Consider the following 12,200-nt stretch of genomic DNA (forward strand, 5'->3'; position numbering starts at 1 on the left):
CACTTCTTATTGGCAGGTGGTAGTAGCAGGCAGTGTTCAGCTTAGCCTTGTCTGCTGCTTGAGAGTCAGTGAAATCTGCAGAGTTCGAAGGCAAAAGCTCGCAGGCAAAAGAAAACCCGCACAGGACGGGTTTCGTTTCACGCGGCTTGCAGTTGCCGATCCATCGAGGCGATGCACTCGCGCATCTGCTCGCGGCACTGGGCGATCAGCAGGGGCATGTCGTCCAGGCTCAGTCCGGTGGTAGGAATTGCCGGCAGTGAACGGATCAGAATTTTCCCACTGCGCCAGCGGTTCAATCGCATGTGTTTGACGTAACTGCTGACACACACTGGAACGATTGGCACGCCGGCCGCAATCGCCATCTGGAACGCACCTTTCTTGAAGGGCAGCAGTTCTTCGCCGAGGTTGCGCGTGCCTTCCGGGAATACCCAGATCGAGGTGTCTTCATGCTGCAAGGTATGCGTCGTGGTCAGCATCGACTGGCGCGCCTTGTGCGAATTGCCACGGTCAATCAACACATTGCCGGCCAGCCAGAACAACTGGCCGAACAACGGCACCCACTTCAGGCTCTTCTTGCCGATGCACACGGTGCGGCGCGGCACCACGTTGCCGAACACAAACAGGTCGTAGTTGGACTGGTGGTTGGCGATGATCACGCAGCTGTCAGGCTTGTCCATCAACGGACCGACTTCAGCCTTCACCCGCAAACGCAGAATACACATCGCCGGCCAAGCATATAGACGCGCGCATAAACGGCTGTTGTCCGGATTGAACGGCCGACACAGACCCAGGATCACCCCCAGCACACCGGCCAGGATAAAGTGCAGGCCCATCAATAACATACGAAGCACGAACAGCATTTGCAGGCCCCACCGGGACAAAAGGTGGCGCAGTGTACGGATGTGCACTGTTTTCGGCAATTGCCGCTAAAGAGGTAGGAGATAGCCGATGTTTGAGCGCATGTTTCCGACTTATTGGTCAGACGCGTTCTAGAGCGGTTGTAGGCTCTTCAACAACGCGTGTACGAAAAAGCCCGACACGACGGTCGGGCTTTTCGGTGGAGCGCTCTTGGGCTTAACCCAAATGTTCCTGATCCAGGATGATCGCGTTATCCAGCGTTTCCAGCAGTGCCTTGCGTACTTTCAGCTTGGTGTTCTTGTGCGCAGTCATGTTGATTTTCTTCAGTTGACGAGCCGCCGCCAGTGCCGCGCCCTGCAACTCTTCAGCCGACACCACCACGTCAAGGAAGCCTGCATCCACGGCACTCTGCGGATTGAACATCTCGCCATTGATAACCGAACGGTGGAACGCCGATTTACGCAGGCGATCACGCGCGATCTCGATCCCGGCGTGGTGCATGGTCATGCCGATCTGCACTTCGTTCAGGCCAATGCTGAACGGGCCGTCGACCCCGATGCGGTAATCCGCCGACAACAACAGGAACGCACCCTTCGCCACGGCGTGACCCGGGCATGCAACGATCACCGGGAACGGGTGCGACAGCAGGCGACGGGCCAGGGTCGAACCGGCCGTCACCAGCGCCACGGCTTCTTTAGGGCCGGCTGTCATCACCTTCAAGTCATAACCGCCCGACAGAATCCCGGGAGTACCGGTAATGATCACCACAGCACGATCAGTCACCGCCTGATCCAGCGCAGCATTAAACGCAGCAATCACGTCCGGGGAGATGGCATTGACCTTGCCGTTGCTCAAAGTCAGGGTCGCGATACCGTCTTCGAGGTGGTAGGAAATCAACTCACTCATGACGCTATTCCTTGTATGAAAGTAGGCAGACGTTACCCACCGCCGCAGGCCAGGTAAAGCGCCGTGACTGACCCGCCAGTCACACTTTCCCCTCCGGGCAAGCCCAGCCCCGCCACGCCCACCGTGCATTGCCTTCTATATAGAGAAGAGGTCGCGACGCCGGAGATTGGCAGGTTTGCCATGCCCCGAAACCCGCAGAACGTCCAAATCGCTAACCGCATGAAAATTCTGCAAAAAAAGTTTGCCATCAGAAAAGGTTTCGACTACATTAGCGCGCCTCGACAGACAGAACATGTGTGACGAGATACGGTGAAGTGTCCGAGTGGCTTAAGGAGCACGCCTGGAAAGTGTGTATACAAGAAATTGTATCGAGAGTTCGAATCTCTCCTTCACCGCCAAATTCGATGTAACCAGAACCCCTGATTTCGAAAGAAGTCAGGGGTTTGTGGTTTCTGGCGTCTGAAAAAGAAAATGCCGTTTGGCAGGTGGCAATCTGCCGACGCATGGTATATTCGATCCATTCGTGGTCCGGAGTTGAAGCTCCTTAGTGGATTTTGAAAGGAAGTTGAATACGACTTTAGTCTGGTATGCCTTACAACAAGGACGTACACGCGCTGAAGGGAGAAGCGCCAGGGCAAGATAAAATCTTCTCCACCTCTTTGCGTTTATTTTCCTGGAACCGGTTTGCTTGGGAAGCTTTGAAGGTGCACATTTTTTTATGAAAAGCGTTTACTTGGTCAGCAATGTATTAAATGGCGGGAAAACTTATGTTGAATACCTACTGCCAATACTGAATTCTCTGCGTGATCAATATGACTGCACAGTGCTTCAGACAGATAAGGCCGGTATCAGCAAGTCTGACGCAGAGCAGGTTCTGAATCATCCAGTTGAAGAAGTGGAGCTGGAATTCATCTTGGCGCTAAAGTCGCAAGTCATCTTCTCGAATGATGCTTCGATCGGTCGTCTGCTTGATGTGTCAAACTTTGGTGTTTATGTAGCGCATGGCAATGTCGGGATGCCCACTCAGGATAAATATTATTACTCTGCGTGGATGTCTTTTTGGGATGCGATTGTTTCTTCGTCCAGATCGGGATTCGATCTTGTTAAAACCGGCCTTGGGCTTTATCGGCGTGACAGGCGTGCATCGCTCATTGCGCCGATAGAAGAAGTGTGGCGATCGGATCTTCGAAACACCAGTGCCGTCTCTGTGCTGCCAGTCAAAGTTCCCGCAATGTTTGAACAGCCCCAAGAGCAAGTGCGAACTTCCGGGGAGTATGTTATAGGTCTGCTGCCGACCCAGCTTGGCATATGCCCCAATGGCGCCAATCTGTATGAAAACCTGGAAGTTGTCATTAATACAGTTAAACTGCAGATTCCCCACGCCAGTTTTATTTTGCGGCCTTATATGACGGATAGGGAACACCCGCTTGTAATGGATATTTGCAGGCAGCTTTCTCAGTGCGCATGGATTTCCATTGATGAGACCGAAAAGAGCAGTAAAGAGTTTTATAATCAATGTGACACCGTCATCACTGACGCCTCGACCGGCGGCGTTTCTTTTATGCTGAGTACGTGCAAGCTCCCTATTTATTATCTTCCGGCTACCAGCGAGAGTAATCCGATTATTCAGTCCTGGCTGGAGCAAATGGGCGGCTTGTTGCCAATCGCCAAAAACAGCGATGAACTTAAAGACATGGCGCTTGGTTTTACATTGCTTGCACCCGAGCAAGCTTATTTTATATACAAGAAATTCTACGATTCAGAATACAGCGGGCTGCATCATCCAGATGAAGTGTTTCGAGATCTGGTTGAAAAAGAGCATGATTCCGTTTTTTGTCAATTCATGATCGACTCCTACGGAACAATTAACCAACGACAGATCAGGCACCCAGAGAGCCTGGCGTAGTGATCGTGGATCTCCGGCATGAATACTTTTAAACCGCAAATTGAGTCAGGTCATATGAGCGCTGATCCAACCGGGCAAGTCGTCTGGATTACCGGTCTGTCGGGCGCGGGTAAATCAACGTTGGCTGTCGAGTTCGTTGCCGGGCTTCGAAGCCGTGGCCACTCGGTTGTCATGTTGGACGGGGATGAACTGCGCGATGTTTTTGGCGCAGCAGCCGCCAATTCGCAAAACCATGGGCGTGAGGGGCGCTTGGCGCTGGCCATGCAATACGCTCACCTGTGCAGGGTCATTGCGGCGCAAGGACACACAGTCGTGATCGCCACGATTTCGCTGTTCCGCGAGGTTCATGCCTGGAACCGTGTCCACTTGCCTGGTTATTTCGAAGTTTATTTGAAGGTGCCGGTGGAGGAGTTGCGCCGCCGGGATCCCAAGGGAATATATCGCCGGTTCGATGCGGGCGAGTTGAACAACGTCGCGGGGCTCGATCTAGCGATTGATGAACCGGACGCGGCTGACTGGGTGGTGGAGTTTGACCCTCACCGCTCCCTACAAACATTGACTGATAACGTGCTGCACCATTTTTTCAAAAGGAAGCTGGTATGAAAACCGAATGGGACTACACCACCCTGGCCGACGCTTACTTGAAGCGTCCTGACTACGCCGATGCCGCAATCGACGCAATGCTCTCCATTGCCGGTGCCGAGAAGGGCGACAAGTTTTGCGATGTCGGCGCAGGCGTCGCACACCTGACCATCATGCTGGCTGCTCGTGGTCTGGATGTGGTCGCCGTGGAACCAAATGATGCGATGCGAGCCAATGGCATCAAGCGTACCGCCGACCTCTCCAATGTCCGTTGGCATGAAGGCACCGGCGAAGTCACGGGGCAAGCATCCCAAGCGTTCGACATGGTCACCTTCGGTAGCTCCTTCAATGTCTGTGACCGCCAGCAGGCACTCAAGGAAACCGCGCGCATTCTCAAGCCACGCGGCTGGTTTGCCTGCATGTGGAATCACCGTCATCTTGATGATCCGATCCAGGCCCGAATCGAAGCCATCATTAAAGAGCGGGTACAGGGTTACGGCTACGGCACCCGTCGTGAAGATCAAACGGCAGTGATCGATGCCAGTGCGCTTTTCGGACCTGTTGTTCATCTTGATGCGCGCGTCATTCATGAGCAAAGCATTGAGGAATGTCTGGAAGCCTGGCGTTCACACGCAACGCTGGAGCGTCAAGCCGGTGCTAACTTCCATGAAGTGATCAGCGCTATCGACGACTATCTGAGAAGCCTTGATACGGCCTCTATCCAGATTCCGTACTCGACCAATATCTGGGTTGCTCAATTGAGATAATGCCGATGGCGCTGCATTTCTCTACCAAGGCCGGCACATTGACCGGCCTTCAGGAGCGGCTCCGGTCGGCTCGCATTGCTCCCTTGCTGTCGTTCACCGTGAGGGAATGGCAGATGGGGCGGCACGCCTGTTTTCGTGATGTCCGCGGACGATTGGGAGAAGGGCCGTGGATCGTGCGCTCCAGTTGCCTGCGAGAAGATGGCGCGCAAGCGTCCTGCGCGGGCGCTTTTCTCTCGATCACTGATGTCACTGAAGCAGAATTGGAGTCGGCCATTGAACGGGTGATCGCCAGTTATGGCGATGCTCAACCGGCAGACGAGGTACTGATTCAGCCAATGCTGGTCAATGTGCTTCGCTCCGGTGTCGCCTTTTCCCACGACCCGAATACCTGTGCGCCGTATCGGGTGGTGAACTGGTCGGAAGGCAATGACACGGCATCGGTTACCAGTGGCATGGGCGGTCGGTTGTGGCAGCAAGCGGCACGCAGTGAAGTGCCGCCACCGCCAAGCCTCGTTCCCATGATTGCCTTGCTCGAAGAGTTGCTGGAATTGTTCGATGGCACCCCGGTCGATTGCGAGTTTGCAGTCACACGCGAAGCAGCGGGTGAGGTGCTCTGGCTCTTGCAAGCCCGGCCACTGATCCTGTCAACACCTGCGGAATCCGAATCAGACCAGGCCGCCCGTCTGGACAGTATTCAGCGCAAGGTGGCGCGGGGCATGCAGCCGCACCCATTCCTGATCGGCCAGCGCACCGTCTATGGCGTGATGCCGGACTGGAATCCGGCCGAGATCATCGGTATCCGTCCCAAACCGCTGGCGCTTTCGCTGTACCGGGATCTGGTGACTGATTCGATCTGGGCCTACCAGCGCCACAATTACGGTTATCGCAATTTGCGTAGCTTCCCGCTGATGCCGCATTTCTTCGGGTTGCCGTACATCGATGTACGCTTGTCGTTTAACTCGTTCATCCCGGCAGATCTTGATGAAGGGCTGGCAGGGCGACTGGTCGATCACTACATCGATCGGTTGCTGGCCGAACCGACGCTGCACGATAAAGTGGAGTTCGAGATCGTGTTCTCGTGCTACACACTGGATTTGTCGCAACGGCTGGAGCGTTTGGCCAGTGTCGGGTTCCAGGAGCATGAGCTAGAGGCCATCAGCACCAGTTTGCGCAAGCTGACCAACCGCATCGTTCATCCAAAGGATGGCTTATGGCGTGCCGACGCCGCCAAGCTCGACACGCTCAATGCGCGACGCGAAGAGTTGCTGGCCTCCAACGCCGATCCTCTTGAGCGGATTTACTGGTTGCTGGAGGATGCCAAACGCTACGGTACCCTGCCATTCGCGGGTCTGGCGCGTGCCGGATTCGTCGCGGTGCAGATGCTTAAATCCCTGGTGACGGTGGGCGTTTTTTCGCAAGCTGACTACGATTGCTTCATGGCGGGCGTCTCAACCGTGAGCGGCCAGTTGGCGCGTGACCGAGCGACACTGGACAAGGCGACCTTTCTCGCGCGCTACGGCCACCTGCGCCCGGGCACCTATGACATCCTTTCACCCCGCTACGATGAGGCGCCTGAACTCTACTTTGACTGGACGCAACGTCCATCGGCCCCGGAACCGGTACAACCTTTTTCGCTGACCCTTCCTCAGATGCGCGAAATCGTGAAGCAATTGGAGGAACACGGCTTGCAACCGGATCCCGTCGGGTTGCTGGATTTCATGCAAGCCGGGATCGAGCTGCGTGAGCTGGCCAAGTTCCACTTCACCCGCAATCTCTCGGATGCCTTGGCATTGATTGCCGAAGTGGGCGCCCAACACGGCATCAGCCGCGAGGACATGGCCTATTGCGACATCGGTGCCTTCCAGGAGCTGCACGTTGCGGCAGCAGACCCGAAAGATGTCCTGTTGCGCAGCATTGAGCAGGGCAAGGCCCGCTACGAAAAGACCCTCAAGTTATCGCTGCCGCCGGTGATTACTCGACCTGAGGATGTCTGGTCCTTCGAATGGCCGGAAACAGCACCCAACTTCATCACCCAGAAACAGGTGACAGCCCCCGTGGTGAGCAGCGATGACCGAGAAAGGCTCGCTGGGGCGATTGTCTGCATTCCCAACGCGGACCCGGGTTTTGACTGGTTGTTTGCTTACCCGATTGCCGGGCTGATAACGGCCTGGGGCGGTGCCAACTCACACATGGCGATTCGTGCCGGCGAACTCGGCCTGCCCGCAGTCATCGGTGCCGGTGAAGTGCTCTATCGCCGCTGGTCGGCGGCCCAACGCCTACACCTGGACTGTCCTGGCCGCTGGGTGGAGATGCTGGCATGAAGGTCGTTGCCATCAGCCAGCGTGTGGATGCGTTCCCTGAACGCGGCGAAGCCCGTGATGCGCTCGACCAGCGCCTGATCGCTTTTGTTCTGGCTGCCGGTTTTTTGCCGGTGCCGGTCCCCAACGGTTTATGTCTGCAAACAGTCGACGGGGAGCGTGTTCATGATGCCTTGCAAGACTGGCTGAACACGGCATCGCCCCAGGCCATTGTGCTGTCGGGCGGGAATGACATCGGCGAATGTCCGGCACGCGACCTGACCGAAAGCAGATTGCTCGACCATGCAAGATCTCGCAGCCTGCCAGTGCTCGGAATTTGCCGGGGAATGCAGATGATCGCGCACTGGTCTGGGGGCGAGTTAAAACCGGTAACGGGTCATGTTCGAACCCGGCATCAATTGTCTGGAAAGATTGTTGCCGAGGTGAACAGTTATCACGGTTTGGCGCTTGACGGTTGTCCGCAAGAGTTCGAGGTCCTGGCGCGCAGTGAAGACGGTGAAATCGAAGCCATCCGACACTTCAGCCTGCCTTGGGAGGGCTGGATGTGGCACCCGGAGCGAGAAGACGGTTTTGCAGAACACGACGTTCTTCGATTGAAGCAATTGTTCTCTGACTAAGGACGTTATTTCTGACGGAACAAGTGGTACTGGGAGCCCGACTCGTCGCGACGAGTCCATTCGAAATTTCATGAGGTAGAACAGTTGTGAAAGCCATTATTCTGGCTGCCGGGCGTGGCAGCCGCATGAAAAGCCTCACGGATGAACGTCCGAAATGCATGGTCGAGCTGCGCGGAAAGACATTGCTGGAGTGGCAGCTTGCGGCCCTGCGCGATGCAGGCATTCGCGAGATAGCCATTGTGACTGGCTACAAACGCGAGTTGCTGGCAGAGCAAGGGTTGGTCGAATTTCATAATCCACGCTGGGCGCAAACCAACATGGTGTCGTCATTGGCGTGTGCGCAAGCCTGGTTGCAGGACGAACCGTGCATTGTCAGTTATTCCGACATTTTCTATAACCCCGTAGCGGTTCAGTCGTTGATGACATGCAAGGCTTCATTGGCCGTCACCTATGACCCGAATTGGCTGGCACTTTGGACCGAGCGTTTTGGCGATCCATTACTGGATGCCGAAACGTTCCGCCTGACACCTGCAGGCACCTTGACTGAAATCGGCAACAAACCAAAATCAGTCGACGATGTTCAGGGGCAATACATGGGGCTACTACGCTTCACGCCCGAGGGGTGGGCAGAAGTCGTTCGGCTTCGCTCAGCATTGACGCCGGAACAGCGTGACAACGTGCATATGACGAACACCCTTCAACAAGTCATCGATGCCGGGCGGGTTCCGATACAAACCGTTGCCTACAGTGGAGAGTGGGGCGAGGTGGACTCTGCTGAGGATCTCTTTTTGTATCAATAATCAGGAGCCCGGAATCTGCGTTCTCGCTCCTTGACAGATTGCCAGGCTCCCTCGAACGGAATCGGAACCATGCCTCACCCCGTCGCTGCATCCCGCTGGGTGGTCATGTCGATCGCAGCAGTGTCGATGTTCGCTGCTAGTTCACTTGCCACTGCATCCCCCGCTGCAACCTTCCCGGACGCTAATGCAAGCTACCCCGCAACACTCGGCTGGATGGTCGGCTCGCCACCGCCCGCCGATCGCACTGTGCGCTTCGAAGACGGCAGCTACTTCCAGTTCCCGGCGATGCGCTGGAGTGTCTCGAACTTCCGCCAACTCATGCCTGCGATCAACGTTTCACGAGGTTTGGGTGCACCGGTTCCGTTGGCGTCTGCACTGCGCAAAGACATCGACACCATCACCTTCACGCCGCTCGGCGCGACGGCGTCGATGACCTGGGATCAATCCCTGGCGGTGACTTACACCGACGGGATTGTGGTGATGCACCGTGGCAAGGTGGTGTACGAGCGGTACTTCGGCGTGCTGAAACCTGAAGGCCTGCACGCGGCGATGTCGGTGCCGGTGCCGGTCGATGTGGTGGGTGACGAACAAGACGGGGGGGCGTTCATGGCGCGGGGCGTTCATGGGCAGCGCATCTATGTCGACCCCGCGGCCGAGATGGTGATTGTTCGGTACGCTTCCCATCCCGTTGCCAGCAACTCGGCCAACGATCCCGTTACGTTGCTGGCGTTTGATGCGCTGGCTCAACATTTATCCCGGTTGCCTTGAGTGCCAGGGCCATGAAAAAGGAAAAACCATGATCACCACCACAACCCACGCCATTGAAGGCCGCCAGATCACCGCCTACCTGGATATCGTCAGCGCCGAGTCAGTGCAGGGCGTTAACGTTATTCGGGACATGTTCGCCGGGATGCGGGACTTCTTCGGCGGGCGCTCTCAGACATTGGAGCGTGCGTTGAAGGAGGCGCGGATTCAGGCGACCGATGAGATCAAGGAACGGGCGCGGGCGATTCAGGCCGATGCCGTGGTGGGGCTCGATTTTGAGATCAGCATGCCGGCCGGGAAGGGCGGGATGGTGGTGGTTTTCGTCACCGGGACGGCCGTTAAGCTGAGGTGAGTCCGGTACGAATTGTTGTGTTGGTTTTGTAGGAAGTGGTGTACCCCATTCGTCGGGCATCGGAAATATGAATTACAAGTCCGGTAATGACCAGCTAGTCTCAAAAGCTTGGTGGTCGATATGTTTCAGGCAAATAGGGCTTGCCGGTGTCGATCCCGCATTTGAGAGGGGTGAAAAGATGGCTGATCCGTATATCGAAGACGACGAAGCTGAATTTCCGATCAACAATTGCGTGCAGTGTGGCCAGACAGATTATGTGTCGGGCTTTGGTGACGATGAGGTCAAGCTCGGCAAGATGAAAACCATGGTGCGCCAGGGACCGAAGGCGAAATTTTTACCCAAGGTAGCGGCACTGGTCAGGAAGTAGCTGCCATGAATAGACCCCGTCATCGAGCGGGGTTTTTTATGCCTGAATGACTTTTTCTGATGTCTGTTTTTTGTCCGGATTTTTCACAAAGTTTTCACAAGGTCCTACGTAATCTCAACTCATCCGTTAGAAAGCAACACCTGGCCCGTCTCCCCAGCGGGCTTTTTTTTGCCTGTCATAAAACCTTTTCCATAAACGTTGTCCAACCGTCGCCAATGGTGAAGTCGGGTCCGTGCGTCTGGACTTTCTCGCCGCTAAAGCATTCAATCCCGACCCTTTTTGATTTCCCCCTATTTTTGAGGTTCTTGTCATGCGTTTAACACTGCCCGCCCTGGTTCTGGGGCTTTTGGTTGCTCAAGGTGCAATGGCTGCTGGCGACGGCACGGCCGCGCTGGGTGGCGGTCTGGGTGGCGCGCTGGGTAACGTCGTCGGCCAAAGCATGGGCGGCAGCACCGGCGCAGCGATTGGTGCCGGTGTAGCAGGCGCAGCCGGCAGTGCCGTGGCAGCACGCAAAGGCAGCCGCACCAAAGCGGCGATCGGCGGCGGTGTGGGTGCAGCGGGCGGCTCGGTGATCGGTAACAGCCTGGGCGGCAAGACTGGCTCTACCATCGGTGCTGGTTTGGGCGGTGCATTGGGCGGTGGCGTTGGCAGCAACCTGGCCAAGGGTCACAAGCGTCACTGATTCTGAGTGATCAGTTCAAAAGCCCGGCTTGATGCCGGGCTTTTTGTATCTGGCTGTTTCTCCTTCGCGGCTTTCGTATCTTTAGCGGTCCAACCGTCATCGCTAGCCGGATTCAGTGGGGGCAGGGTGCTAGACTCCGCCGATCCGCAGCGCGTTCCTTTCCCCCGATGCGGAATTAGAGGTTCATATCATGCGTTTGACATTGTCCACGTTGGTTCTGGGACTTTTGGTCGCTCAAGGTGCGATGGCTGCCGGTGATGGCACCGCGGCTGTTGGCGGTGGTATTGGCGGTGCGTTGGGTAACGTGGTCGGCCAGCAAATGGGCGGCAGCACAGGTGCAGCAATTGGCGCAGGTGTGGGTGGCGCGGCGGGCAGTGCGGTTGGCGCGCCTAAAGGCAGTCGCACCGCAGCGGCCGTTGGTGGTGGTTTGGGCTCGGCGGGTGGCTCGGTGATTGGTAACAGCCTCGGTGGCTCGACCGGTTCCACTATCGGCGCAGGCCTGGGCGGTGCAGCGGGTGGCGCGGTGGGCAACAATCTGGGCACCGACAGCGGCAGTTCCCATTCCGGAAACGGGCACAAAAACAAACACAAGAATAAACACAGGAATAAACATCGCTGACCAATAGCGAATGACAGCAGAAACCCGGCCTGGCGCCGGGTTTTTCGTTTGCGCGAGAAGTACTCCGGAACGATTGACCCCAGGTTGCCTCGAACTTCATACACACCTGAAATTTCGAGAGGTACTGCCATGACGCCTGAAACCGAAGGCAAGGAAGAAAAAGGTCCGAGCGGACTGCCATTTATCAATGATCCGGGCAATGAAGATCCGGGATCGCTGATGGATGATGCAACGGTGCCGCTCAACGATGCCGATGACGCGGGTGACGTGGGCCAGACAGAGTTTGAAGACGAGGATGACGACGAAGACGAGCAATGATCAGCCGCAGCGATCGGGGCTACCGATCGTCCCCCTGATCGAACTGCAATCGTCACGCGGTCATCAAAATGTCAGGACCTGTTTTTCAGGCCCCTTGAGAGGTGCTTTATGAATGCTGACCCCAAAGACACCGACGACGATACCCCCGAGTACCCGCTGCCTTCGCCGACTGATTCGCTGAGTCGCGATCAGCGGCCGCCGGATGATGAGGCGGGTGTGGAGCAAGTGCCTGACGGTGATGTAAAGCGCAGTGATACTGATGTTGAAGCGCTTCCTGATGATCCGGATATTGCGGGGAAGGATGGCTCTGACGAGCCGAGTTGATAGGTATGTATAGTTTTGG

At 56.3% G+C, this 12,200-nt stretch carries 15 protein-coding genes and 1 tRNA gene; 14 read left to right on the forward strand and 2 right to left on the reverse strand.

Annotation, left to right across the window (positions count from 1 at the left end; all coding sequences use genetic code 11):
* Nucleotides 1–137: 137 nt before the first annotated feature.
* Nucleotides 138–860, reverse strand: a complete 723-nt coding sequence (locus ACA066_RS08855) for a lysophospholipid acyltransferase family protein (protein WP_497698906.1) — start codon at nt 858–860, stop codon at nt 138–140.
* A 214-nt stretch (nt 861–1,074) separates the two neighbouring features.
* The gene (locus tag ACA066_RS08860; RefSeq protein WP_462006849.1) at nt 1,075–1,764 is read right to left on the reverse strand and encodes a crotonase/enoyl-CoA hydratase family protein; all 690 of its coding nucleotides are present in this window, start codon (nt 1,762–1,764) and stop codon (nt 1,075–1,077) included.
* 308 nt (nt 1,765–2,072) lie between these two features.
* Between ACA066_RS08860 and ACA066_RS08865 the strand changes: the two genes are divergently transcribed.
* The 14 genes from ACA066_RS08865 to ACA066_RS08930 all read left to right on the forward strand — a co-directional run bounded on the left by ACA066_RS08865 (nt 2,073) and on the right by ACA066_RS08930 (nt 12,181).
* Nucleotides 2,073–2,162, forward strand: a tRNA-Ser gene (locus ACA066_RS08865).
* Nucleotides 2,163–2,482: 320 nt separating this feature from the next.
* The gene (locus tag ACA066_RS08870; protein ID WP_497698907.1) at nt 2,483–3,670 is read left to right on the forward strand and encodes a hypothetical protein; all 1,188 of its coding nucleotides are present in this window, start codon (nt 2,483–2,485) and stop codon (nt 3,668–3,670) included.
* 18 nt (nt 3,671–3,688) lie between these two features.
* On the forward strand, nt 3,689–4,273 hold the full coding sequence (locus tag ACA066_RS08875; protein WP_497698908.1) for an adenylyl-sulfate kinase: 585 nt from the start codon (nt 3,689–3,691) through the stop codon (nt 4,271–4,273).
* Nucleotides 4,270–5,019, forward strand: a complete 750-nt coding sequence (locus ACA066_RS08880) for a class I SAM-dependent methyltransferase (protein WP_497698909.1) — start codon at nt 4,270–4,272, stop codon at nt 5,017–5,019. The genes ACA066_RS08875 and ACA066_RS08880 overlap by 4 nt, the downstream gene beginning before the upstream one ends.
* Nucleotides 5,020–5,024: 5 nt before the next feature.
* Nucleotides 5,025–7,340, forward strand: a complete 2,316-nt coding sequence (locus tag ACA066_RS08885) for a PEP-utilizing enzyme (RefSeq protein WP_497698910.1) — start codon at nt 5,025–5,027, stop codon at nt 7,338–7,340.
* A complete protein-coding gene (locus ACA066_RS08890) occupies nt 7,337–7,954 on the forward strand; it encodes a gamma-glutamyl-gamma-aminobutyrate hydrolase family protein (RefSeq protein ID WP_497698911.1) in 618 nt (205 codons plus the stop codon). The genes ACA066_RS08885 and ACA066_RS08890 overlap by 4 nt, the downstream gene beginning before the upstream one ends.
* 86 nt (nt 7,955–8,040) lie before the next feature.
* The gene (locus ACA066_RS08895) at nt 8,041–8,754 is read left to right on the forward strand and encodes a phosphocholine cytidylyltransferase family protein (RefSeq protein ID WP_497698912.1); all 714 of its coding nucleotides are present in this window, start codon (nt 8,041–8,043) and stop codon (nt 8,752–8,754) included.
* A 105-nt stretch (nt 8,755–8,859) separates the two neighbouring features.
* Nucleotides 8,860–9,522 (forward strand): hypothetical protein, encoded by a 663-nt coding sequence (locus ACA066_RS08900; protein WP_497699834.1) that lies wholly within the window; start codon nt 8,860–8,862, stop codon nt 9,520–9,522.
* 28 nt (nt 9,523–9,550) lie between these two features.
* Nucleotides 9,551–9,871, forward strand: coding sequence for a YbjQ family protein (locus tag ACA066_RS08905; RefSeq protein ID WP_017337360.1), 321 nt, complete (start codon nt 9,551–9,553; stop codon nt 9,869–9,871).
* A 178-nt stretch (nt 9,872–10,049) separates the two neighbouring features.
* Nucleotides 10,050–10,238, forward strand: a complete 189-nt coding sequence (locus ACA066_RS08910; RefSeq protein WP_497699835.1) for a hypothetical protein — start codon at nt 10,050–10,052, stop codon at nt 10,236–10,238.
* A gap of 310 nt (nt 10,239–10,548) precedes the next feature.
* Complete coding sequence (locus ACA066_RS08915) at nt 10,549–10,920, forward strand: hypothetical protein (RefSeq protein WP_017337435.1); 372 nt, start codon at nt 10,549–10,551, stop codon at nt 10,918–10,920.
* Between the two features lie 190 nt (nt 10,921–11,110).
* Nucleotides 11,111–11,539: a glycine zipper domain-containing protein gene (locus tag ACA066_RS08920; protein WP_017337436.1), complete on the forward strand. Its 429-nt coding sequence runs from the start codon at nt 11,111–11,113 to the stop codon at nt 11,537–11,539.
* A gap of 129 nt (nt 11,540–11,668) precedes the next feature.
* Nucleotides 11,669–11,857 carry a hypothetical protein gene (locus ACA066_RS08925; RefSeq protein WP_084318782.1) on the forward strand — a complete coding sequence of 63 codons (189 nt, stop codon included), beginning with the start codon at nt 11,669–11,671 and terminating at the stop codon, nt 11,855–11,857.
* A gap of 108 nt (nt 11,858–11,965) precedes the next feature.
* Nucleotides 11,966–12,181 (forward strand): hypothetical protein, encoded by a 216-nt coding sequence (locus ACA066_RS08930; protein ID WP_497698913.1) that lies wholly within the window; start codon nt 11,966–11,968, stop codon nt 12,179–12,181.
* Nucleotides 12,182–12,200: the final 19 nt, after the last annotated feature.

The sequence above is a fragment of the Pseudomonas sp. LBUM1651 genome (assembly GCF_059716135.1).

Excerpts from the sequence above, each read along its gene's own strand:
- ACA066_RS08925 (WP_084318782.1), top strand. The coding sequence starts at position 11,669 with ATGACGCCTGAAACCGAAGGCAAGGAAGAAAAAGGTCCGAGCGGACTG.
- ACA066_RS08930 (WP_497698913.1), top strand. The coding sequence starts at position 11,966 with ATGAATGCTGACCCCAAAGACACCGACGACGATACCCCCGAGTACCCG.
- ACA066_RS08855 (WP_497698906.1), bottom strand. The coding sequence starts at position 860 with ATGCTGTTCGTGCTTCGTATGTTATTGATGGGCCTGCACTTTATCCTG.
- ACA066_RS08920 (WP_017337436.1), top strand. The coding sequence starts at position 11,111 with ATGCGTTTGACATTGTCCACGTTGGTTCTGGGACTTTTGGTCGCTCAA.
- ACA066_RS08870 (WP_497698907.1), top strand. The coding sequence starts at position 2,483 with ATGAAAAGCGTTTACTTGGTCAGCAATGTATTAAATGGCGGGAAAACT.
- ACA066_RS08910 (WP_497699835.1), top strand. The coding sequence starts at position 10,050 with ATGGCTGATCCGTATATCGAAGACGACGAAGCTGAATTTCCGATCAAC.
- ACA066_RS08905 (WP_017337360.1), top strand. The coding sequence starts at position 9,551 with ATGATCACCACCACAACCCACGCCATTGAAGGCCGCCAGATCACCGCC.
- ACA066_RS08885 (WP_497698910.1), top strand. The coding sequence starts at position 5,025 with ATGGCGCTGCATTTCTCTACCAAGGCCGGCACATTGACCGGCCTTCAG.
- ACA066_RS08915 (WP_017337435.1), top strand. The coding sequence starts at position 10,549 with ATGCGTTTAACACTGCCCGCCCTGGTTCTGGGGCTTTTGGTTGCTCAA.
- ACA066_RS08890 (WP_497698911.1), top strand. The coding sequence starts at position 7,337 with ATGAAGGTCGTTGCCATCAGCCAGCGTGTGGATGCGTTCCCTGAACGC.
- ACA066_RS08900 (WP_497699834.1), top strand. The coding sequence starts at position 8,860 with ATGTCGATCGCAGCAGTGTCGATGTTCGCTGCTAGTTCACTTGCCACT.
- ACA066_RS08880 (WP_497698909.1), top strand. The coding sequence starts at position 4,270 with ATGAAAACCGAATGGGACTACACCACCCTGGCCGACGCTTACTTGAAG.
- ACA066_RS08860 (WP_462006849.1), bottom strand. The coding sequence starts at position 1,764 with ATGAGTGAGTTGATTTCCTACCACCTCGAAGACGGTATCGCGACCCTG.
- ACA066_RS08875 (WP_497698908.1), top strand. The coding sequence starts at position 3,689 with ATGAATACTTTTAAACCGCAAATTGAGTCAGGTCATATGAGCGCTGAT.